Here is a 21,580-nt window from a genome sequence, read left to right on the forward strand (position 1 = left end):
CATGGCCAAAAGCAAAGCGGAACCGACCTTTGAAGAAGCACTGGCCGAACTGGAAGGCATCGTCAACCAGATGGAAGGCGGCCAGCTCAGCCTGGAAGCCTCGCTGACCGCCTACAGCCGGGGGGCCGCCCTGCTGCGCCAGTGCCAAAGCCAGTTGCAGGAAGCCCAGCACAAAGTGCAGCAATTGAACGCCGAAGGCCAGTTACAACCATTCGAGCTGAATGATGACGCCCGCTGAATACCGCAACGCCAGTTTTGAAGTCTGGGCCCATTACAGCCAGCAATTGATCGAGCAGGCCCTGACGCAGCTGCTGCCCGCGCGTGACACCCTGCCCCAGCGCCTGCATGAAGCCATGCGCTACGCCACCCTCGGCGGGGGCAAGCGGGTTCGTCCGTTACTGTGTCTGGCTGCCGGGCAGTTGGTCAACGCCAGCGAAGGCGCCATTCTGCCGGTGGCCAGTGCGCTGGAATGCATCCATGCCTACTCGCTGGTGCATGATGACCTGCCGTGCATGGATGACGATGTGCTGCGCCGTGGCAAACCAACCTGCCATATCCAGTTTGACGAAGCCACTGCCGTGCTGGCGGGTGATGCCCTGCAAACCCAGGCATTTGAACTGCTGGCCGACGCGCCCTTGAGCGCACCCCAGCGCATTGCCCTGGTCAAGGAGCTGGCACACGCCAGCGGCTCACTGGGTATGGCCGGGGGGCAGGCGATTGACCAGCTGCATGTCGGGCAGCATATGGACTTGCCCGAGCTGGAGCTGATGCACATCATGAAAACCGGTGCGCTGATCCGTGCCGCTGTGCGCATGGGCAGCCGCTGTCACCCGAACGATGGTGCCGCCCTGCCGGACAGCACACACCAATCGCTGGACCACTACGCCCGCGCCATCGGCCTTGCTTTTCAGGTGGTGGACGATATTCTGGACGTCGAAGCCGATAGCGCCACCTTGGGCAAGACCGCGGGCAAAGATGCCGCTGCGGACAAGCCCACCTACGTGAGCCTGCTCGGCTTGGCAGAAGCCAAGCGCATGGCAGCAGCGCTGCATCAGCAGGCGCATGATGCCCTGGCGGGCTTTGGCGAAGCCGGACGACGACTGCGTGAGCTGGCCGATTTCATCGTGCTGCGCCACCATTAAGCATTCAATCTTGAAATAGAAGCATCATCATGTACGAGTTGTTGAACCGCATAGACCATCCGGACCAGTTAAAACCGCTGAGCCGCAAAGAGCTGCTGCAGTTGGCCGACGAATTGCGCGCCTTTCTGGTGGAGTCGGTCAGCAAGACGGGTGGCCACTTTGCCAGTAATCTGGGCGCAGTCGAGCTGACGGTCGCCCTGCACCATGTGTTCCAGACCCCGTATGACCGGCTGGTGTGGGATGTGGGGCACCAGTCCTACCCGCACAAGATCCTCACCGGGCGTCGCGAGCGCATGGGCAGCATGCGCCAGAAAGGCGGGCTGGCGGGCTTTCCCAAGCGCGAAGAGAGTGAGTTTGATACCTTTGGCGTCGGCCACTCCAGCACCTCCATCTCCGCCGCGCTCGGCATGGCCGAAGCAGCCCGACTGGCAGGCGAAGAGCGCCGGGTGGTCGCCATCATCGGTGATGGTGCGATGACTGCCGGTCAGGCATTCGAGGCCCTGAACAACGCAGGCGCGCGCCGGGACACCAACCTGCTGGTGATCCTCAACGACAACGACATGTCGATTTCGCCCAATGTCGGCGCCCTGAACACCTATTTTGCCAAGCTGATGAGTGGCAAGTTCTACTCCGCCCTGAAGAGTACCGGCAACAAGGTGCTGGAAGTGGTGCCGCCACTGCGCGAGTTTGCCCGCCGTGGTGAAGAGCACATGAAAGGCATGTTCACCCCGTCCACCCTGTTTGAAGCCTTCGGCTTCAACTACATTGGCCCGATTGACGGCCATGATCTGGATGCACTGATCCCTACCCTGCAAAACATCCGCTCGCTGAAAGGCCCACAGTTCCTGCACGTGGTCACCAAGAAGGGGCAAGGCTACAAGCTGGCCGAAAACGACCCGGTGGCCTATCACGGTGTCAGCAAGTTCGACCCGGAAAATGGCCTCAGCGGAGGTAAATCGGGTGGCAAGCTGACCTACACCCAGGTGTTTGGTAACTGGCTGTGCGACATGGCGGCACAAGACGAGCGCCTGGTCGGCATTACCCCCGCCATGCGCGAGGGCTCAGGCCTGGTGCGGTTTGAACAGGAATATCCGGATCGCTATTTTGATGTGGCGATTGCCGAGCAACACGCCGTTACCTTTGCTGGTGGCCTCGCCTGTGAGGGCAAAAAACCGGTGGTGGCGATCTACTCCACCTTCCTGCAGCGCGGCTACGATCAGCTGATCCACGACGTGGCCTTGCAGAATCTGGATGTCACCTTCGCCATCGACCGCGCAGGCCTGGTGGGTGCCGATGGGCCGACCCACGCCGGCTCGTTCGACCTCAGCTACCTGCGCTGCCTGCCCAATATGCTGGTGATGACCCCGGCCGACGAAACCGAGTGCCGCCAACTGCTGACCACCGCCTACCAGTACAACGGCCCCGCCGCAGTACGCTACCCTCGCGGGCACGGCCCCGGCACCCCCTCCGATGGTGCGCTGCAGGCGCTGCCGATCGGCAAAGGGGAAATCCGTCGTCAAGGCGAAAAAGTCGCCATCCTCGCCTTTGGCAGCATGCTCACACCAGCGCTACAAGCCGCCGAAGCACTGAATGCCACCGTAGCCAACATGCGCTTCGTCAAACCGCTGGACCTGGAGCTGGTGCAGCAACTCGCCGCCCACCACAGCCTGCTGGTCACCGTCGAAGAAAATGCCATCATGGGCGGTGCCGGTAGCGCCGTGCTGGAAGCCCTCGCAGAACACGGCATCGCCTGCCCTGTACTGCAACTGGGCCTGCCTGACTGCTACATCGACCACGGCGACCCTGCCCTGCTGCTCAGTGAATGCGGACTGGATGCCGCAGGTATCCAGCAGCGGATTGAGGCTCGGCAGGCAGAGCTGGGCATTAACTGAGCCGAATGTTCCTACCTTACAGCAAAAGCCCCCGCAGATGCAGGGGCTTTCTAGGACTTGGTTATGTCCCAAGGTCAGAAGCGATATCCCAAGCGCAGCATGGCTTCGGTGAATTTTGGTTTTCCGGACGACGCATTAGCACTCTCACGACTTAAACGTACTTGCTGCAGTTCAGCGGCCAGCTCCAGATGATTGCTGAGCGCATAGCGCACGCCAATACCAACCCCTGTACCATGGTGGTTCCGCGTCCCACTAGGCGCACCACTGTCGATATACTCGCCTTTGGCAGTATGATATGCCAATTTACCGTAAACCAGCACATCCGGCCGCACCAGATAGCCAGGTTCGATATATACGGACCAGTGTTGCTTTAGTTTGCCATGCACACTTTGCGCTCCATGCCATGTGTAAGCTATGGTCGAGAAATCGCGCTTGTTCAAATCGAACGCTGTGCCTGCACTGAGGTTCCAGTTCTGCCCTAGACTCCAGCCATAATTGAACTCAATGTCAGCAGCCGCACTACGCTCCTTGGCATCACCCTTAACGAATCCATCATACTGAACCTGGTTGGAAGAGGAGCCTAGGCCAATGCTGAGCATGGGGCCAACAAACGGTTCGGCCTGAACCAACCCAGCAGACATAAAACCTAAAGATACTGCCATACGAATATAAGTACGCACGTCCAAACCATCCATTACATTAATAATTAATAACATAAGCATTTGCCATTGGCATTATAGCATTTGCCGATAGAAATTTAGCGCGCAAAATGTTAACAACTCAGAACTTGAGTTGAAGCCACTGTATGGATCCCAAAAAACTGCTCGCAACGCTCCCAGACCTCGCTTCAGCGATGTCCCCCAAGCACTCATTCTGCTTGGCTGAAACAACAAACCGGCCTCCAGGGCCGGTTTGTTGTGTGGCAGACTACCTCCCCCTTAGTCGGTGATCAGCTTACCACGCGTGAGCAGGTCCTGAATAATGGCCGGGTCGGCTTGTGCGCCGGCATTGGTCAGGTCTACCCCAGTCAGCACGATACGCTGATCGTCCAGGCTGGCGTTGAAACCACCGGAGAAGCCACCACTGCTGCTGATGTGCACCACGGTATCGGTGCCTACCTTTTCAAAGTGCAGGTAGTTGTTCAGGTTGCCGATGCCGGTGGTGTGGTTTTCACCTTGCAGCAGGTCTTTCAGGTCCAGCTTGTCGCCACCGACACCGTTGTTGAAGTCGGTGATGGTGTCGATGGCGGGCGCGCCCACCGTGCCCTTGTCTGCCAGCTCCCAGCGGAAGGTATCCGCACCGGCGCCACCGGTCAGGGTGTCGCTACCGGCGCCACCTTCCAGCCGGTCTGCACCACCGCCACCGTTGATGGTGTCGTTACCGGCACCACCGTGGATGATGTCGCGGCCATCGCTGCCGGTGATGTTGTCCGAGCCGGTGCCACCGTAGGCTTCCTGCCCTGTCCGGATCAGGTACTGGGCGCTGTTGTTCGGGTCGCGGATCACGTCTTGCAACTCGGTGAGCGCTGGCGCATTGGTGCTCTGGAAGATGGCGAGGTTGCTCACCCCCAGGGTCTGGAAGCTTGCAGCCCCGGTCTGGCGGAAGCCAACCGCCAGCTCCGCATTGCCACCCTGTTCCCAGTAGAGGATTTCAATATTGTGCAAACCCTCGGTGAGGCTGATCGGGGTGGTAGTGGTCCGGGTGGTGGGCGACTGGTTGGCATTGAACTCGAACACCGTCACGCCATCAATGCGGATGCTGAAGCCATCATCCGCGCGTACCTGGAAGTCGTAGTTGCCTTCGGCAAAGTACGCCTGCCCGGCCATCCGCATGATGGAGTCTGTCGTCTGCCCGTAGCTGCTGGTTGCGGTCAGGGTACCGGCATTGCTGCCGGTGTTGTTCGCGCCCAGGAAGTTGAACAGCGCCCCAGAGGTGATGGCCGAGCCGGTGGCCACGGTCGGGTTGCTGCCCAGATTGCCGGTCACCGTGGGGGATTGCCCATAGTTCAGGTTATTGGCAATGAAGGTGGCATCCGTCGCCGCCGCACTGGCTGCCGTACCGGAGCCGACAATATTGCTGCCCTGCCGCTGGTTGATGATGGAGGTGATATCGGCAATGCTGTCCAGATTGCCCACCGTACCATCGCCCGATTGCAGATTGTAACCCGTGCCCGGATTGGCCGTTTCGTTGTAGCCGAAGTACTCGCCATGCAGACCCAGCGGCCCGGCGATCACCGAGGTGGTGGCCATCAGGGTGTGGGTGCTGGTTTCCGTTCCCACATCCCCTGCCCCGACCAGTACGGTAAAATTCAGCGGCTGGCTGGTGGATGCGGTGCTACCGTTCGGTTCAGTCGTCGTTGCCGTCACCGTCATCGCAACATCACCCACAAAGCTGGAGGACATCTGTAGCTTGGCACTGGCCAGCTCGCTAGCCGAGATGGTGATGATGCCGCCCACCGGGCTGTAGCCGGTCGGGTTGCTGGCCGTCACAATGACTGCGCCGGCCGGCATGCCGGCGAAGCTCAGTTTGAGGGTTTCCGAGCCGTCCGTATCCACCAGACTGGCCGTTACATAGCTGGCCAGGTTGATCTGGGTCTTGGTACCACCGCCAGCATTCCCCGCCAGGGCACCTTGGGCTTCGGTGAGGGTGATGTCATCAATCATCGCCCCACGGCCATTGGTGTTGAACTGTATCGGGTCGGTAATGATGCGGATGTTTTGCGATGCGCCCGTACCCACAAAGCTGAAGTGCAATGTTTCCCAGTTCAGGCCAGTCTGTGGGCTGGTGCCGGCATAGCTGGCCACCTTCACACCATCCACCAGTACGGTGATACGCGTAAAGTCTTGCGAGAAGCCGGGGCGACCTGCGTAGTCAAAGGAGAGGTCATAAACCTTGCCCGCAGTCGTGGTCACACTGCGCTGAATGCCCAGCGTCTGCGTCAAGGCCCCATTATTATCCGCGTTATTCAGCTCCAGCCAGTTTTGACCATTGCCGGTGCCTGCGGTGACAGCCACCTGGTTACCCAGCTGGTTGGCCATGGTATCGCCATTGGACCACAGCTCCCAGGCATTGCTACCCCCGGCAAACGGGTCTGGCGTATCCACTCGAGTCCAGCCGGCCAGTGTTGTCTGGGTCAGATTACCAGTTGAAGTGGTGTTGGGGTTCAGCACGGCTTGAGTCAAGCCGGTATCCGATGTCTCCCAGGTGGTGTTGAACATCGTCACCTTGCCCGCATTCACCACAGACAGGTTCGGCGTATCGGCCACCGGCACAATATCCACTCGCATGCTGGCATTTGCGCCCGGAGTGACACCATCCGTCGGGCGGAAGTTGAACTGCGCATAGTCAGACTGCAGATTACCCGTTCCCGAGCCCGCAAAGCTGCCATCGCCCGATTCATGCAGATCCGGCATGAAGCGCAGGTTGCCCGCCGCAATGCTGGCTTGCGAGATGACCTGATTGAGGGTGACGTTCACCCAGCTGCTGCCATTGAAGAACTGCAGGATCCCATCCGCCGGCAGAGAGGTAATCTGCACACTCAACGATGCGGTAGGCGTATCCACATCCGACACATTGAAATGCGCCCAGTTGAAGACGAACGGCGTATCTTCCGTTCCCGTCACCGCACCACCGGCGCTGACCGGGGCGTCGTTCACCGCCGTCACGTGGATGGTGGTGGTCGCAACGTTGGAGTTGGCCGTGCCGTCGTTCACCACCACCGTGACCGTGCGGTCACCATTGCCCGGGTTGTCTCCGCTATTGCTGAAGGTGATAGCGCGGATCGCGGCCTGGTAGTTGGCCAGGCTGGCGCTGCCCGTCAGCGTGATCACGCCGGTCGCCGGGTTGTAGGCGCTGGCGGTGATGCCGGCCGGCAGACTGCCGGCGGTCAGCAGGTCGCCGGCTTGCCGGCCGAGGTTTTGCAGGGTGATGGTGGCGCTGACGATGTTGCTGCTGTCGGCGTCGGTGATGCTGACGTCGGTGTCGCCAATCGAGACCCCGGCGCCGTTCTCGGTGTAGGTGGTCTGGTAGCCGCTGCCGCTCACCAGGCTGCTGTCATTGGCGTCCAGGTCCAGCACCGGCGGGTCGTTCACCGCGTTGACCGTGACGTTCACCGTCGCCGTCTCACTCACCCCCCCACTGCTCACCGTGTAGCTGAAGCTGGCCAGGCCGTTGTAGTTCGCCGCCGGCTGGAAGTCCAGCGTGCCGTCCGCTTTGAGCGTGACCGTGCCGTTGACCACCGCGACGCTGCCGCCTACCGCGATCGCCGTTCCGTTGATCTGGGTAATGGTGTGACCGGCGTTTTCAAAGCTGTCGTTGGCGTTGACGTTGATGTTGACCAGCGTGTCTTCGTTGGTCGTCACCGTGTCGTTGGCGATGTCTACCACCGGGTTGATGGTGATCCCGACCGTGTCGACATCGGTCTGGCTGCCGTCACTGGTGCTGACCGTCAGCGTTTCCGTACCACCGCTGCCGGTGTTGTAGTCGGCCGTCGGGTGGTAGGTGGTGCCGTTCAGCGCGGCATTGATCGCCGCAGCCGTGCCGCTCAGGATCACCGTGCCGGTGCCGTTGCCACTCACCGTGACCCCGGCTACGCTGCCCAGGTTGAGGGTGCCGTGCGCGACGCTCAGCGTGGTGGTCAGCGTGCCGCTGTCCGCGTCGCTCACCGTGATGGCGTTACCGTTGGCAGCACTGAACACCACCGCGGTGTCTTCGCTGGTCGTCTGCGCCACCGGGACCGTGTTCACCGGACCATCATTGGTGCCGTTGATGGTGATGGTCAGCTGCGCGGTCGAGGTGCTGCCGTCGGCGTCACGGATGGTGTAGCTGAAGGTTTCTGTCAGCGGCGGGCTGTTGTCGTTCAGCGCATTCACCGTGGCGTTGCTGTTGTCCAGCGTGTAGGTGTAGGTGCCATCACTGTTGAGCACCAGCGTGCCGTAGCTGCCGGTGCCACTGCCCACCAGACTGACCGGGTTGCTGATCAGTCCGTCTGCTCCGCCTTGGTCGGCGCCGTTGCCGTTGTTCAGCAGCACGTTGCCGTTCACCGTGTTCGGGCTGGCGTCTTCCGTGATGCTGGCGTTGTCGTTCTTCGCGACCGGGGCGTCGTCGGTGATGCCAATGTCGAGGCTGTCTGTGCTGCTGACGCCATTCGCATCCGTGACCTTGATGCTGATGTGGTCGACGATCGGGCTGCCGCCGGTGTGGGTCTGTACGTTCGGGTCGTAGCTGTAGCTGACCACGCCGGTGCCGGCGTTGTAGCCGGTCAGCACCAGGGTGCCTTCGCCGGTGTTGATGCTGACCGAACTGCTGCCGAGGTTGTTCAGCTGCGTCAGGGTGAGGACCGTGCCTCCCACCGTGATGCTGCCTATGCCCGCTTGTGCGCTGATGGTGAAGCTGCCGTTGGTCGGGCCTGCGCTCTCCGGCAGCGTGCTGTCGGTGGCGTTGGCGTTGCCGTCGGTGTCCGGGATGGTGATCACCGGGGCGCCGTCGGTGTGGCCGTTGATGGTGATGGTCAGCTGCGCGGTCGAGGTGCTGCCGTCGGCGTCACGGATGGTGTAGCTGAAGGTTTCTGTCAGCGGCGGGCTGTTGTCGTTCAGCGCATTCACCGTGGCGTTGCTGTTGTCCAGCGTGTAGGTGTAGGTGCCATCACTGTTGAGCACCAGCGTGCCGTAGCTGCCGGTGCCACTGCCCACCAGACTGACCGGGTTGCTGATCAGTCCGTCTGCTCCGCCTTGGTCGGCGCCGTTGCCGTTGTTCAGCAGCACGTTGCCGTTCACCGTGTTCGGGCTGGCGTCTTCCGTGATGCTGGCGTTGTCGTTCTTCGCGACCGGGGCGTCGTCGGTGATGCCAATGTCGAGGCTGTCTGTGCTGCTGACGCCATTCGCATCCGTGACCTTGATGCTGATGTGGTCGACGATCGGGCTGCCGCCGGTGTGGGTCTGTACGTTCGGGTCGTAGCTGTAGCTGACCACGCCGGTGCCGGCGTTGTAGCCGGTCAGCACCAGGGTGCCTTCGCCGGTGTTGATGCTGACCGAACTGCTGCCGAGGTTGTTCAGCTGCGTCAGGGTGAGGACCGTGCCTCCCACCGTGATGCTGCCTATGCCCGCTTGTGCGCTGATGGTGAAGCTGCCTGCAGTAGCGGCGGCAGACTCGGACAGGGTGGTATTCGTTGTATTGGTCGAACCATCCGTATCCGGAATGGTTACCTTGGGCGGAACCGATGCCACAGGAGTAGCCGTTGAGTCCGTTGGCGTCGTAGTGGTGCCATCGTCCCCACGGGCCGTGTCACCAAATTCAAACCGGCGAGCAGCATCCGGGGAGCCAAACTCAAAGGACAAAGGCGGTACGCTTTCCACAATGCGCAGCAGGCGTACAAAGCCATGACCGCCATCGGTGCCATCACCCGCATTCAAACCTGCGGCGGTGGGGTCCAGCACCTCGTTCAGGTCCTGGCCATTCTGAATGGCCTGCAACACGCCTTGATCATTTTGATTGAGCTGTGCAATGGCCGCTTCGGAGGCATCCGCAGCATGGGTGCCAAATACATCGGCCTCGATCAAGAGCTGGCGATTGCTCCCGAGTTCAATGGGAACCCCGTCCGGGTTTTCCAGATCCACCTTGCCGCTGGGGCCGGTAATCAACATCTCACCGGCTTTGAGCACTTCCCCCACGGCTGCCGGGTGCTGTACCCCTTTGGCATCCCGCACCCAGGCTTTTCCCTGGATGGCAGTGATGATCAGCGTGGACTTAATGGTGGATTGGGAATCGCTCATGGTCTTTCCTCTGCTTGGCATCCGGTAATCCGCCCCGCTCAGGACGGACCTTTAATGAGATGCACAGTAGAGGAAAGCACGTACAAGCCATATTGTACTGAGGTACAACCTTGGGCGTATCCATGTAAAAGAATGTTACACGCCTGAGCGCAAGGGGCTATTCGCCCCGGTTAGCGCCGGTTCAGCAACAAGGAGAGCTGCAGGCGATCTGCCACACCCAGCTTGGCAAAGCTGGAAGTCAAATGAGCCTTGACGGTTCGTTCGGTGATATCCAGGTCACGGGCAATCTGCTTGTTGCTGACCCCTTGCGCCGCCAGTCTTGCCACTTGTGCCTCACGCTCACTGAGACGTCCCGCCAGTGGATCAGCTGCAGGAGGGGCAACACGCTGTTGCACGGCAGACAGCAAGCGGGAAAGCAACGCTCGCCCCACCCACAGTTCACCCGCAGACACCACCTGCACCACCTGCTGCAACATGCCAGGATCGGCAAAGGCATGGCAATAGCCGACACACCCTTGCTGCAGAGCGGTCAATCCGGTTTCTTCATCCGGTACACCGCTGCAGGCCACCCAACGATGGCGCTCACGCAGCTGCGGCCACCCCTCGCTTTGCCAAACCGGTGATGTTAGACCATCCATGTCCAGCAAGACGGTGTGTGTCTCGTTCAACCCTGCCAGCTGCTGCATATCGGCCAAAACATTGCCATGCGGCAGTGCAGCCAGCCAGCGCTTGGCCAGCAGGGTATCAGCGGTCAGGAAAATCAGCGGTGTTGAAGTCATCGCTCGGTCATGGCAGTGGCTTTGGCGCGCAGCACCGGTTTCATCAAATAGCTCAGAATGGTTTTCTTCCCAGTCAGGATATCCACCTCGGCCACCATCCCCGGAATGATTGGCAGACGGCGCTCACCAATGTAGGCCTTCTTGGTGCGCACCCGTATCACATAAAAGGCATTACCCTTATCGTCGGTAATGGTATCGGCCCCAATGTGCTCCAGTGTTGCCTCCAGCCCACCGTAAATCGAAAAGTCATAGGCGGTAAACTTCACCAGTGCTGGCTGGCCCGGGCGCAGGAAACCAATGTCCTTGGGCAGGATCTTGGCTTCCAGCAGCAAGGCATCATCAGATGGCACCACTTCGATGATGTCTTTGCCAGGCTGCACCACGCCACCCACGGTATTGATCATCAAACGCTTTACCGTACCATTGACGGGTGAGCGCACCTCCGTTTGCTTGACACGATCGGCCAGCCCTTCACTGCCCGCAGACAAGCTGTTCAGCTTGGCCATGGTTTCTGACAGCTCACCACGGACCTGATTACGGGCCGTCAGCTCCACTTCCTGGATCTTGCGATTGGCTTCGGCAATGGAGGCTTCAATCCGAGGCATCTGCGCTGCCGCTTGGTCCCGCTCACCCTTGCTGCGCGAGACATCCCGCTCCAGCCGCAGCAGCTCAACATCCGACACTGCTCCGCTCTGCACCAGCGGTTTGGTCTTGGCCAGCTCTTTCGCGGCCAGCTCATAATTCTCGGCAGCTTGGTCGCGCTTGGTTCTGACCTCGATCAATTCCTGACTACGTTGCGCCAGTTGCTGGCGGGCAATGGCGATATTGGCTTCCATGCTCTGTATCGTGGACTCATACAGCACCCGCTCTTGCTCTGCGACTTGCGGTTGCTCTTTCAGTACTTCTTCCGGCGCGACATAGGGCTTCCCCTCCGACAAGGCCCGCAAGCGGGTCGCGCGCGCCAGCAGTGACAGATACTGCGCCCGGTTCTCTCTCAAGGAAGACTGCACCCGGGTAGGGTCAATCTTCAGCATCAACTCGCCCTGTTTGACGAACTGTCCCTCTCGCACATTAATCATCGACACGATGCCGCCATCCAGGCTCTGGATGATCTGTACTTCACGTGATGGGACAACCTTGCCTTCGCCGCGCGTGACCTCATCCAGCTCAGCAATGGAGGCCCATATCAGAAAAACCAGCACCACCAGCAGCGAGACCCAGATGATGGTACGGGAGCGGCGTGGCTCGTGTGCTACAGCCGCCCAGTCCCCCTCGCCCACCAGCTCCTCATCCAGCACCTGCTGGTTGCGGGTGGCAAAGTCCAGATAACGGTCCAGCAGGCTACGGCGTGCAGAAGGTTGAGACTTGCTCATGCTCAGGCCCTCCCGATCCGGCCCTGCTGCAGGGCTTCCACCACCTGCGCCTTGGGTCCATCGGCCACCACCTGGCCACCGTCAATCACGATCAATCGATCCACCAGCTCCAGCAAGGCCGTGCGATGTGTCACCAACAGCATGGTCTTGCCACTGGCCAGTACTTGCTTCAGACGCGCTTTCAAACGCTCCTCGCTGGTATGGTCCATACCATTGGTCGGTTCATCCAGAATCAGCATCGGCGGATCGGACAGCAAGGCACGCGCCACTGCCACCGCCTGACGCTGCCCCCCGGACAGCGACTCGCCCCGCTCGCCAATCACCATGTCAAAACCTGAGGGGTGCAAGTAAGCAAACTCGGACACACCGGCCACATCGGCAGCCACCAGTATGTTGTTGTCGTCCGCAAACGGCGCGCCCACCGCAATGTTTTCACGCAAGGTACCAAAAAATAGCACCACATCCTGTGGCACATAGCCGATTGCACGACGCAGCTCAGCAGGGTCGATCTGCCGCACATCAATGCCATCCACGGTCACCGAACCCTCGGTGGGCTGATACAGCCCGAGCAACAGCCGTTCAATTGTGGTTTTGCCCGAGCCGAGGCGGCCAATGATGGCCACCCGCTCCCCGGCACGGATGCGGAAAGACACTTTCTTCAGCACGGGGTTATCGCGCCCCGGATAGGCAAACGTCACATCACGGAATTCAATGTCGCCCTTGAAATGGCTGTGATGGAGAAAGTTGGCATCAGCAGGCCGCTCAACCGGCATCTTCATGTAGTTTTCAATCGAACCCAGTGAAGTGCGGGCGCCATGGTACTGCATCAGCAAGCCCGCGACCTGCCCCAGTGGGGCCATGGCACGCCCCGAGATCATGCCGGCGGCAATGAGCCCCCCCATGGATAACTGCCCGTCCGTCATCAGATACACACCGGCAATGATGACCGCCACGCTGACCAGCTGTTGAATAAATGAAGCAAAGTAAATGGTGGTGTTGGACATCAGCTTGAGCTTGCCATTCACCTGGGAGAGGAACACCGTGGCGCGCTCCCAGCGCCGCTGCACATCGGATTCACCACCCATGGCCTTCAAGGTTTCAATACCGACCAGGCTTTCCACCAGCGTCGCATTGCGTTGTGCCGTGGCGCGCTGGGTGGTCTCGGTCAGCGCCTCCATCTTGGCCTGCGCCACAAAACCAAAGCCCACCACGATCACAATGCCTACCGTCACCGGCAGCAGCAGCCAAGGGTTGATCCAGACCAGCACCAGCAGGAACAGCAGCACAAAGGGCAAATCCACCAGGGTTGCCATGGAAGCGGAAGCGATGAAATCACGCACCGACTCAAACGATCGCAGGTTGGCCACGAAGGAACCCACCGAAGGGGGGCGGTTCTCCATGCGGATGCCCAGCACACGCTCCATGATCAGGGAGGACAACTGCACATCAATGCGTTTACTGGCCACGTCCAGCACGTAGCCTCGCAGTACGCGCATGGCAAAGTCAAACACCAGCACCAGCAAGGCACCAATCGCCAGTACCCACAGGGTCTCCAGCGCGTGATTGGGTACCACCCGATCGTAAACCGTCATGGAAAACAGCGGGAATGCCAAGGCAAATACGTTGACCAGCACTGAGCTCAACAGGGCATCCCGATACAAGTGCCGCGCTTCCAGCATGGCGCCCCAGAACCAGTGCCGGGCCCGGACGTGTCCCAGCTCAGGCGCACGGTGGTCGAAACGAAATTTGGGGCGGACAAAGGCGACTTGACCGGTATAGCGGGTCGACAGCATGTCCAGCGACAGGGTTTCCATACCGCCCGGAACCTCCGGGTAACTGACCTTGGCATGACCATCCGCGGTGACTTCGTGCAGCAGACACGCTTGCCGCCCATCCAGCAGCAGAATGGCCGGCAACAGGGTATTGGCAATGTCCTTCAGGGGACGACGGATCACCCGTGCACTCAGCCCCCCACGGCCAGCAGCGCGGGCCAGCAGGCCCGGGGTCAGCCGGTTATTCACCAAGGGTAGTCCCGCGGACAAGGCCTCACGCGAGAGGGGGTTACCATGCAGCTTGGTCAGTTCAACCAGACAATCGAGCAGCGGGTCAAAGTGGGACTGGTTGTCGCCAACGTGCCATGAACTCATCGGGTTATGTCTTCCGCCGTTGTATGGATGGTGTCATGCTAACTGGAGACGGCTAGATGCTACCATCAGTCAGGTCAATAATAGCAGCACCGGCATGGTGCATGCTTGTTAAACATTGTTGCGGAAACGGGAATGATCGCCAACTTGAAACTGCAAGGCGGGGGCATGACGGACCCGGTATGGCTGTACACCGAGGGTAAACCAACACAGTCTCTCACCGACTGGGTACGGGAAACTGGTATCCCATTGTACTGGCGCTGCGGCCAGGGTACCTGTGGCGCCTGTACGGTTCACCTGCATTACCCGGATGAAGCGACGCCACGGATCATCAAACTAAGCGGGAAGGAACGTAATGTCCTGCTGCGCCACGGCAAACTCACGGCAGAGCAACATGCCGCAGAAACGCTGTTGCAGACACCGCAATTGTGGCGATTGGCCTGCCATGTGATGGTGCAGTCTGGGGAAATGCTGGAGGTTAGCTGGTAGTCAGGCGCAAGCCATCCCACGCGAAGTCCATGCCATCCGGCAACTGCGTGCGCAGTGCATTGGCATCAATGTCGTGAGTCATGTGAATGAACCAGGTTTGCTGCGCCTGAATGCGGCTTGCTGCCACCATGGCCTCATCCAGGCTCATGTGGGTATGGTGAGGGCGCTGCCGCAAGCAATCCAGAAACAGCAGCTCCAAGCCTTCCAGCAGCGGCCAGCTAGACTCCGGAATAGTCGAGACATCGGTGAGCCAGGCCACCTTGCCCACCCGATAGCCAAGAATCGGCCAGTTACCATGCAGCAGCGGGATGGGCGTCACCGTCACCCCTTGTACGGTAAAGGGAGCTTCAACCGGGTTGAGCGTCAATACCGGGCGTTCCCAGTGGGCCGTGGGTGGTAGCGTCACATAGCCAAAGCGCTCTTCAATATTGCGCATGGTGAACGGGTTGCCATACACCGGGATGGCCTGTTGCTGACGAAAGCAGAACGCGCGCAGGTCATCAATGCCATTGAGGTGATCGGCATGGGGATGGGTATACAGCACCGCATCGACCCGGCTGACCTTCTCTCGCAGCATCTGAGTGCGCATGTCAGGGCCGGTATCCACCAGCAGCTGCACGCCTTGATGCTCAATCAAACACGAGGCTCGGCTGCGCAGGTTACGCGGATGTGCCTCCGTACATACCGGGCAGGTGCAGGCAACCACCGGCGTACCCGCCGAAGAGCCTGCCCCCAGCACCAGGACAGAGGTCATGCGGCCGCCCTGGCGTGGTGGAACAGCCGGAAGAAATTATCGGTCGTCACCGAAGCGATGGTCGTCAACGGTACATTCCGCAGTACCGCGATTTCCTCAGCCACATGGCGCACCAGTGCCGGGTGATTCAGCTTGCCACGGAACGGCACTGGAGCCAGATAAGGCGCGTCCGTCTCGATCAGCATGCGCTCAAGCGGAATGCTTTGGGCCACCGCCTTGAGCTCTACCGCCTTCTTGAAGGTGACGATACCGGAGAAGGAAATATAAAAGCCCATCTCCATGGCCTGATCGGCAACCGACTGGCTCTCGGTAAAGCAATGCAGTACGCCACCCACCTCCCCTGCACGCTCCTCCCGCATCAGGCGCAGGGTATCTTCCGCCGCACTGCGGGTATGAATGATCAGCGGCTTGCCGGTTTCCCGAGCAGCGCGGATATGGGTACGAAACCGCTCGCGTTGCCATTCCAGATCACCCTCCAGCCGGTAATAGTCCAGACCGGTCTCGCCAATGGCCACGACCTTGGGATGGTCAGCCAGGCGACACAGATCGGCTACACTCAACTCGGGCTCACCCTGATGGTCTGGATGCACCCCGACTGAAGCAAACAGATGGGGGTACTGTTCCGCCAGCGCCAGCACCTGCGGCATTTCACGCTGGTTGACGGAAACGACTAGGGCATGACTGACCTGGTTCTCTACCATGGCGTTCAGGTAGTGCGGCAGATCGGCAGACAGTTCCGGAAAATTGAGGTGGCAGTGTGAATCGACAAACATGGAGCACGACAGTCTGCCGGCCGAGGCCGGCATTGGACATTACATGGTGTGGGTAGACCGGTTGGACTGCAAATGCCCTCCCAGAATGCCCTCGATCTTGTTGCGGGCGGCAGTGCCGAATTCATTGTTGCTGAACTGGACACCGATGCCTTGCGAGCGGCTGCCCTGCGCCCCTTGCGGGGTTACCCAGACCACCTTGCCCGTCACCGTATATTTGGTTGGCTCATCCAGCAGGGTCAGCAGCAGAAACACCTCATCACCCAGGCTGTACTGCCGAGGGGTGGGGACAAACAGGCCGCCACCCGTGATGAAAGGCATGAAGGCCGCATACAGACTGGCCTTTTCCTTGATGGTGAGGGACATGACCCCAGGGCGGGTCAACGGGGCTTTCGGTGCTTCAGCCATGGCTTATCCAATCCATGCAAACAACATGACAGGCGCAACCATACCGCGCCCGCCCTTGAAATGCAAACTACGCGCTTAGCCTGCCGCCCGCTTCTGCCACAATCCACGGTAGGCAAACAGCCATTGTTCCATCACCAGTTTGGCATTCAACGGGTGGGTAAGCAAGGGTTTGGCTTGTTGTACCGTGTTCAGGCACGCCAGCAGCGCCTGCCGATCAGCCCGGGCGGCCAGCGTTTGCAGCGCTTCCTGCCTGGCTGGGTAATAGCGTGGCATACCGGCGCTAGTCACCTGCAGCAAGTCATGCAGCCACTTGCTGATCCAGTCATGCAATGCGGGCAGCGGCAGCTTGCTCCAGCCTGCAACCAGAGAAACCGGTTCCTGCTTCGGGCGAGACAGCCACTCCACCACCTGCTGCCACTCGCCTGACCAACCTTCCTGCTGATAGCGCTGCGCCAGCAAAGGCATGCCCCCCGCCAGATCCAGCAAGGCATCCGGCACCTGCCCCTGTGTCTGCAACCATTGCCGGGCCTGCTGCGCTTCCGGCATGGGCAGCAGCACTTGCTGGCAGCGGCTGCGAATGGTGGGCAGGACACGGTGCAGCTGATCGCTGACCAGCAGGAACATGACCCGCTCCGGCGGCTCTTCCAGCGTCTTCAGCAGCGCATTGGCCGCATAGCTGTTCAAGCGGTCGGCGGCTTCCAGTAGCACCACCCGCAAACCCTGCCGATGTGAGGAAAGCTGCACGAATTCGGCCAGATCCCGAATCTGCCCAATGCTGATCCATTGGCCGCTGCGTTTGTTGGCCTCGCCCTCTTCAGCAGCTTCTACCGCCAGTCCGATACGACGAAAGTCCGGGTGAGTACCCTGTGCCAGCCAGTTGCAGGCCGTGCAATGACCGCACGCGTGACCATTTGTCTGAACCTGCTCGCACAGCAGACTGGCGGCCAAGGCCTGGGCAAACTGTTGTTTACCGATACCGGCATAGCCGGTCATCAACAAGGCATGCGGCAGACGCTGGCGGCGCAGGTGGAGCTGCTGCCAGGCATCCGCATGCCACGGCAAGGGTTGCTGCACACGGGCTTCAGCGGGCGTGTCGGTCACAGTAAGCCTCCATCACGTGCTGCAGCTCTTGTTGAATGGCATGCAGACTGCGATTGGCATCCACAATGCAGAAGCGCCCAGGGTCTGCCGCCGCGCGCTGCAAATAGGCATTGCGGACGCGGCGGAAGAACTCGATGTCCTGCTGTTCAAAGCGGTCTGGGTCTCGCGCCATGCGTACTCGCTCGTAGCTCACCTCGGGCGGCACATCAAACAGCAAGGTCAGATCCGGCTGCAAGTCAGCATGTACCCACTGCTCCAATACCGCCAGCCGCGCGGCAGGCAAGCCTCGGCCACCGCACTGATAAGCGTAGCTGGCATCGGTGAAGCGATCGCAAATCACCCAGTTGCCCTGGGCTAGCTGAGGGCGTACGAGCTCGTCCAGATGCTGCTGGCGGGCAGCAAACAACAGCAGGGCTTCGGTATCCATGCTCATGCTGTCATGCAACAGCAGCTCACGCAGCTTCTCGGCCAGCGGCGTACCACCTGGCTCGCGGCTGACGACATGCGGGATCTCTCGCTCCGCAACAAACTGCACCAGCCAGTGCAAGTGGGTGGTCTTGCCCGCACCATCCACTCCTTCCAGCGATATGAACTGTCCGCGTGCCCCTGCCATCCGCAGTCTTTCCTTCACCCCGTACCACAAAACAACACGGCCCCTTGCGGGGCCGTGCCTCACATACTTGCCAAGGCGGCTTATACGCCCAACTGCTCCACCCAGGCCAGCGAACCCATATGCGCCTTGTTCAGCAGCTCCGGGCTGATCTGCACCTGTTCGGCCAAACGTTCGATTTCACCCGCCTCAGGATTTTCGCACGCGATCGCCAGTTTGAGGAAGGGGCCATACATGCCTTCCTGCGTCAGCAGCGCATCACTCACCGTCTCCGGCAGCAGCAGGTTTTCCAGCACCTTGTCCATCGGCATTTCCAGCATCACATCCAGAAGCGAGAACACCCCGACAATGAACAGGTTGTCACGGTCGATGCCATCAAGGAAATGCTCACCGATCAGCTCAACGAAACGGCCACGGGTCACCGCCATCTTCATCAGGGCCGATGCACCGGGGTTATCTGCACCCGCCGTTACCAGCAGCAGGGTCAGCCAGCGATACAGTTTCTGGTAGCCCAGAATGGTCACCGCATGCCGGAAAGACTGGATCTCGCAAGAGAGGCCAAACCCCGCCGAGTTGATGTAGCGCAACAGCTTGAACGACAGCGCCACATCCCGCTTCAGCGCTTCCTCAATCTGCTTGATCTCGGCATTGTTGCGCAGCATGTTGAGCAGAGAGAGGATGTTGGCGTAGGCCGGGTTGATCACTTTGGCGGTGAGGGTTTCCGGATGCGCAAAGTAGTAGCCCTGGAAGGCGTCAAACCCGGCATCGTGCAGGCGGCGGAATTCTTCCTTGGTTTCCACCTTTTCCGCAATCTGCAGGGCTGGATACTTGCGCAGCTGCTTGGACATGGCAATGGCATTATCCAGACCCAGCTCGCGCACATCCAGCTTGACGTAGTTGGCCACCTCCAGAAAAGGGGCCGTCTGCGGGGTAAGGACAAAGTCATCCAGCGCGATGGAGAAGCCCTGCCCGCGCAGTTCACGAGCGCGTTCAACCAGTGCCTGAGTCGCATTCACCGTTTCAACAATTTCCAGCACAACGCGTTGCGGGTGCAGCAGTTCCAGAAAATTACTCTGCAGCATGGCCTGTGCCACATTGATGAAGGCCAGCTTGTTGCCGACCAACCATTCAGCACCCATATTGGACAGGGTATTAACCAGCACATTGGTCCCGGCCTGCAGATCACTGGAAAACTCAGCAGTGGAGGACTCGGCATGCAGGCGGAACAGCAGCTCATAACCGATCAATTGTTGCTGCCGATTCAAGATGGGCTGGCGTCCGACAAACGCGTTGTTATTGGCTGGTGTATTCATATTCCCGTTTTCCCGCGCCCAGGATTGGGCGCGTTTTGACTCCGTGTCTTGAATCAGGCCATTTCGAACAGGGTCCCCGCCTTGTCTGAACCCAGTTCAGCCAGCAGGTCTTCCATGTCGAGTACCAGCACCACGGAGCCGTCCCCGGAGAGGGTGGCGCCCGCGATGCCTTTCGGCTTGATATTTTGCAACGGTTTTATCACTACGTCATCCCGTCCGACGAAAGTTTCGATCGCCAGGACAAAAGAATTTTCAGCAGACTGCATCAACACACCAAAAGCGGGAGGCTTGGTGTCTTGCCAGCCAATCAGGCTGGCAAGAGAGCGCACTGAGAGAATCTCGTCACGTACCACCATGGTCGCCTTGCCAGATACTTGCTGGATGTCCTCCTTGGACAGCGGAATGATCTCGCGAACCATGGCCAGTGGCACAGCAAATGGCTGGTCGCAGACGCGGACCACCAGCACCGGCAGAATCGCCAGGGTCAGCGGCAGGCTGATGGTAAAGCGGGTACCCTCGCCCGGGATCGACTGAATGTCGATACGGCCATTCATCTTCTGGATGTTGGTTTTCACCACATCCATGCCGACGCCACGGCCCGACACATTGGAAATCTGATCCTTGGTCGAGAAACCCGGCAGGAAGATCAGCATCAGGCTCTGCTTGTCATCGAGATTGTTGGCCTCTTCAGCCTTGATGACGCCCTTCTCGATGGCCTTCTGCCGGATCACTTCCGGTTTCATGCCTTTACCGTCATCCGTAATTTCAATGACGATGTGGTCACCGACTTGCGTTGCCGTCAGCTGCACCAGGCTTTTCTCTGGCTTGCCGATCATGACCCGCTCTTCGCGCGTTTCAATGCCGTGATCAACCGCATTGCGCACCAGATGCACGAGAGGATCGTTCAAATCCTCAATCATGGTCTTGTCGAGCTCGGTCTCTTCACCCGTGATCACCAGCTCAACATCCTTGCCCAACTGACGCGCCAGATCGCGGGCCAGCCGTGGATACTTCTGGAACAGACGACCTATCGGCTGCATGCGGGTTTTCATCACCGCGTTCTGCAAGTCGGATACCAGCAAGTCCAGTTGCCCAATCGCTTCATCCAGCGCGCGCAGGGTCAGTGCATCATTGCGCCCCTGCAGGATGTCACTGCGCAGTGTGGTCAGCCGGTTTTTGGTCAAACCGATTTCACCAGACAGGTTCAACACCTGATCCAGGCGATTGGTATCGATACGGATGGTGGTTTCTGGCGCAGCCAGCTGCTGTACACCTTGCGTCGGAGCCGGAGCAGCACTGGCAGCGGCTGCCGGTGCTGCACGAGCCACACCCGGGCTGGGCACCAGATTGGCAGCGGCCGCAGGTTTGGCAGGCGCCTGTTCCAGTGCGGTCTGACTTGCAGGCGCGGCAGCCGGTGCCGCAGGAGCCTGGGCTGGCGCCGCAGCCGGAGCCGACACTGGCGTACTGCCCAGCAGGCTGTTGTACAGGTGGTTCCAGTCAGGCTCCCCGCCCCCGCTGCCTACAGTAGCGGCTGCCGCAGGGGTGGGCGATGCCACGGGTGCCGGAGCCGGTGCGGCTGCGGCAGGTGCGGCATCCGGTGAACGGCCTTCAAGGACCGCATCGAGCGTATCGAGCAGCTGTTGTGGTGCCGGCCCAGGTTGACGACCTTGCGCCAGATAGCCAAACATGTCACGCACCACAGCGGTTGCCGCCAGAATCTGGTCCATGATCCCGGCTGTCAGCTGCATTTCATCGTTGCGCAGCTTGTCGAACAGGTTTTCTGTCCGGTGGCAGAGGGTTACCAAGGGGTCCACATTCAGGAAGCCTGCGCCGCCTTTGATGGTGTGAAAGCCGCGAAAGATATCATTCAGCAGCTTCTTGTCACCGGGGCGCTTCTCCAGCTCCACCAGTTTGTTGTCGACATCAGACAGCATGTCGGAGGACTCTGTCAGGAAATCCTGCAGCAGGTCTTCCATTCCACCAAATTCACTCATGACGTTTTCCTCATGACGAGACAGTCGACATCCAGCTCCAC

Annotated in this window: 16 protein-coding genes; 4 read left to right on the forward strand and 12 right to left on the reverse strand. The window is 60.0% G+C overall.

Annotated features, from left to right (window positions below; all coding sequences use genetic code 11):
• The first annotated feature begins 1 nt into the window (after window position 1).
• Genes HF682_RS09275 through dxs form a run of 3 tightly spaced genes read left to right on the forward strand, consistent with a single transcriptional unit; the run spans window position 2 to window position 3,034 of the window.
• Window positions 2-238, forward strand: a complete 237-nt coding sequence (locus HF682_RS09275; RefSeq protein WP_168877021.1) for an exodeoxyribonuclease VII small subunit — start codon at window positions 2-4, stop codon at window positions 236-238.
• Complete coding sequence (locus tag HF682_RS09280; protein ID WP_168877629.1) at window positions 225-1,142, forward strand: polyprenyl synthetase family protein; 918 nt, start codon at window positions 225-227, stop codon at window positions 1,140-1,142. The genes HF682_RS09275 and HF682_RS09280 overlap by 14 nt, the downstream gene beginning before the upstream one ends.
• Window positions 1,143-1,171: 29 nt before the next feature.
• Window positions 1,172-3,034 (forward strand): 1-deoxy-D-xylulose-5-phosphate synthase, encoded by a 1,863-nt coding sequence (gene dxs, locus HF682_RS09285; protein WP_168877022.1) that lies wholly within the window; start codon window positions 1,172-1,174, stop codon window positions 3,032-3,034.
• 74 nt (window positions 3,035-3,108) lie between these two features.
• Here the strand turns inward: dxs and HF682_RS09290 are convergent, their stop codons facing one another.
• From HF682_RS09290 to HF682_RS09310, 5 genes are all read right to left on the reverse strand, one after another.
• A complete protein-coding gene (locus tag HF682_RS09290; protein ID WP_168877023.1) occupies window positions 3,109-3,750 on the reverse strand; it encodes an outer membrane beta-barrel protein in 642 nt (213 codons plus the stop codon).
• A 222-nt stretch (window positions 3,751-3,972) separates the two neighbouring features.
• Complete coding sequence (locus HF682_RS09295; RefSeq protein WP_168877024.1) at window positions 3,973-9,804, reverse strand: retention module-containing protein; 5,832 nt, start codon at window positions 9,802-9,804, stop codon at window positions 3,973-3,975.
• Between the two features lie 170 nt (window positions 9,805-9,974).
• Window positions 9,975-10,583, reverse strand: coding sequence for a response regulator transcription factor (locus HF682_RS09300; RefSeq protein ID WP_168877025.1), 609 nt, complete (start codon window positions 10,581-10,583; stop codon window positions 9,975-9,977).
• Entirely contained in the window at window positions 10,580-11,956 is a 1,377-nt protein-coding gene (locus HF682_RS09305; protein WP_168877026.1) for an HlyD family type I secretion periplasmic adaptor subunit, read from the reverse strand. The genes HF682_RS09300 and HF682_RS09305 overlap by 4 nt, the downstream gene beginning before the upstream one ends.
• A gap of 2 nt (window positions 11,957-11,958) precedes the next feature.
• On the reverse strand, window positions 11,959-14,103 hold the full coding sequence (locus HF682_RS09310; RefSeq protein WP_168877027.1) for a type I secretion system permease/ATPase: 2,145 nt from the start codon (window positions 14,101-14,103) through the stop codon (window positions 11,959-11,961).
• 132 nt (window positions 14,104-14,235) lie between these two features.
• On the opposite strand from HF682_RS09310, the gene HF682_RS09315 reads away from it, so the two are divergent.
• Entirely contained in the window at window positions 14,236-14,589 is a 354-nt protein-coding gene (locus HF682_RS09315) for a 2Fe-2S iron-sulfur cluster-binding protein (RefSeq protein ID WP_168877028.1), read from the forward strand.
• Here HF682_RS09315 and HF682_RS09320 read toward each other — a convergent pair.
• The 7 genes from HF682_RS09320 to HF682_RS09350 form a co-directional block, all read right to left on the reverse strand.
• Complete coding sequence (locus tag HF682_RS09320) at window positions 14,579-15,343, reverse strand: MBL fold metallo-hydrolase (RefSeq protein WP_168877029.1); 765 nt, start codon at window positions 15,341-15,343, stop codon at window positions 14,579-14,581. The genes HF682_RS09315 and HF682_RS09320 overlap by 11 nt on opposite strands.
• Entirely contained in the window at window positions 15,340-16,116 is a 777-nt protein-coding gene (locus HF682_RS09325; RefSeq protein WP_168877030.1) for a TatD family hydrolase, read from the reverse strand. The genes HF682_RS09320 and HF682_RS09325 overlap by 4 nt, the downstream gene beginning before the upstream one ends.
• Window positions 16,117-16,155: 39 nt before the next feature.
• Window positions 16,156-16,521, reverse strand: coding sequence for a PilZ domain-containing protein (locus tag HF682_RS09330; protein ID WP_168877031.1), 366 nt, complete (start codon window positions 16,519-16,521; stop codon window positions 16,156-16,158).
• A 75-nt stretch (window positions 16,522-16,596) separates the two neighbouring features.
• Window positions 16,597-17,622 (reverse strand): DNA polymerase III subunit delta', encoded by a 1,026-nt coding sequence (gene holB, locus HF682_RS09335; protein ID WP_168877032.1) that lies wholly within the window; start codon window positions 17,620-17,622, stop codon window positions 16,597-16,599.
• The gene (tmk, locus tag HF682_RS09340; protein ID WP_168877033.1) at window positions 17,603-18,235 is read right to left on the reverse strand and encodes a dTMP kinase; all 633 of its coding nucleotides are present in this window, start codon (window positions 18,233-18,235) and stop codon (window positions 17,603-17,605) included. The genes holB and tmk overlap by 20 nt, the downstream gene beginning before the upstream one ends.
• Before the next feature lie 80 nt (window positions 18,236-18,315).
• Window positions 18,316-19,545: an EAL and HDOD domain-containing protein gene (locus tag HF682_RS09345; protein WP_168877034.1), complete on the reverse strand. Its 1,230-nt coding sequence runs from the start codon at window positions 19,543-19,545 to the stop codon at window positions 18,316-18,318.
• Between the two features lie 53 nt (window positions 19,546-19,598).
• On the reverse strand, window positions 19,599-21,539 hold the full coding sequence (locus HF682_RS09350; RefSeq protein WP_168877035.1) for a chemotaxis protein CheA: 1,941 nt from the start codon (window positions 21,537-21,539) through the stop codon (window positions 19,599-19,601).
• Between the last annotated feature and the right edge of the window lie 41 nt (window positions 21,540-21,580).

It is taken from the genome of Leeia aquatica, from assembly GCF_012641365.1.
GTDB lineage: Bacteria > Pseudomonadota > Gammaproteobacteria > Burkholderiales > Leeiaceae > Leeia > Leeia aquatica.

What these genes read in the sequence shown, in the direction of transcription:
- HF682_RS09275 (WP_168877021.1), top strand. Translation starts at nt 2, where the DNA reads ATGGCCAAAAGCAAAGCGGAACCGACCTTTGAAGAAGCACTGGCCGAA.
- HF682_RS09280 (WP_168877629.1), top strand. Translation starts at nt 225, where the DNA reads ATGACGCCCGCTGAATACCGCAACGCCAGTTTTGAAGTCTGGGCCCAT.
- dxs (WP_168877022.1), top strand. Translation starts at nt 1,172, where the DNA reads ATGTACGAGTTGTTGAACCGCATAGACCATCCGGACCAGTTAAAACCG.
- HF682_RS09290 (WP_168877023.1), bottom strand. Translation starts at nt 3,750, where the DNA reads ATGTTATTAATTATTAATGTAATGGATGGTTTGGACGTGCGTACTTAT.
- HF682_RS09295 (WP_168877024.1), bottom strand. Translation starts at nt 9,804, where the DNA reads ATGAGCGATTCCCAATCCACCATTAAGTCCACGCTGATCATCACTGCC.
- HF682_RS09300 (WP_168877025.1), bottom strand. Translation starts at nt 10,583, where the DNA reads ATGACTTCAACACCGCTGATTTTCCTGACCGCTGATACCCTGCTGGCC.
- HF682_RS09305 (WP_168877026.1), bottom strand. Translation starts at nt 11,956, where the DNA reads ATGAGCAAGTCTCAACCTTCTGCACGCCGTAGCCTGCTGGACCGTTAT.
- HF682_RS09310 (WP_168877027.1), bottom strand. Translation starts at nt 14,103, where the DNA reads ATGAGTTCATGGCACGTTGGCGACAACCAGTCCCACTTTGACCCGCTG.
- HF682_RS09315 (WP_168877028.1), top strand. Translation starts at nt 14,236, where the DNA reads ATGATCGCCAACTTGAAACTGCAAGGCGGGGGCATGACGGACCCGGTA.
- HF682_RS09320 (WP_168877029.1), bottom strand. Translation starts at nt 15,343, where the DNA reads ATGACCTCTGTCCTGGTGCTGGGGGCAGGCTCTTCGGCGGGTACGCCG.
- HF682_RS09325 (WP_168877030.1), bottom strand. Translation starts at nt 16,116, where the DNA reads ATGTTTGTCGATTCACACTGCCACCTCAATTTTCCGGAACTGTCTGCC.
- HF682_RS09330 (WP_168877031.1), bottom strand. Translation starts at nt 16,521, where the DNA reads ATGGCTGAAGCACCGAAAGCCCCGTTGACCCGCCCTGGGGTCATGTCC.
- tmk (WP_168877033.1), bottom strand. Translation starts at nt 18,235, where the DNA reads ATGGCAGGGGCACGCGGACAGTTCATATCGCTGGAAGGAGTGGATGGT.
- HF682_RS09345 (WP_168877034.1), bottom strand. Translation starts at nt 19,545, where the DNA reads ATGAATACACCAGCCAATAACAACGCGTTTGTCGGACGCCAGCCCATC.
- HF682_RS09350 (WP_168877035.1), bottom strand. Translation starts at nt 21,539, where the DNA reads ATGAGTGAATTTGGTGGAATGGAAGACCTGCTGCAGGATTTCCTGACA.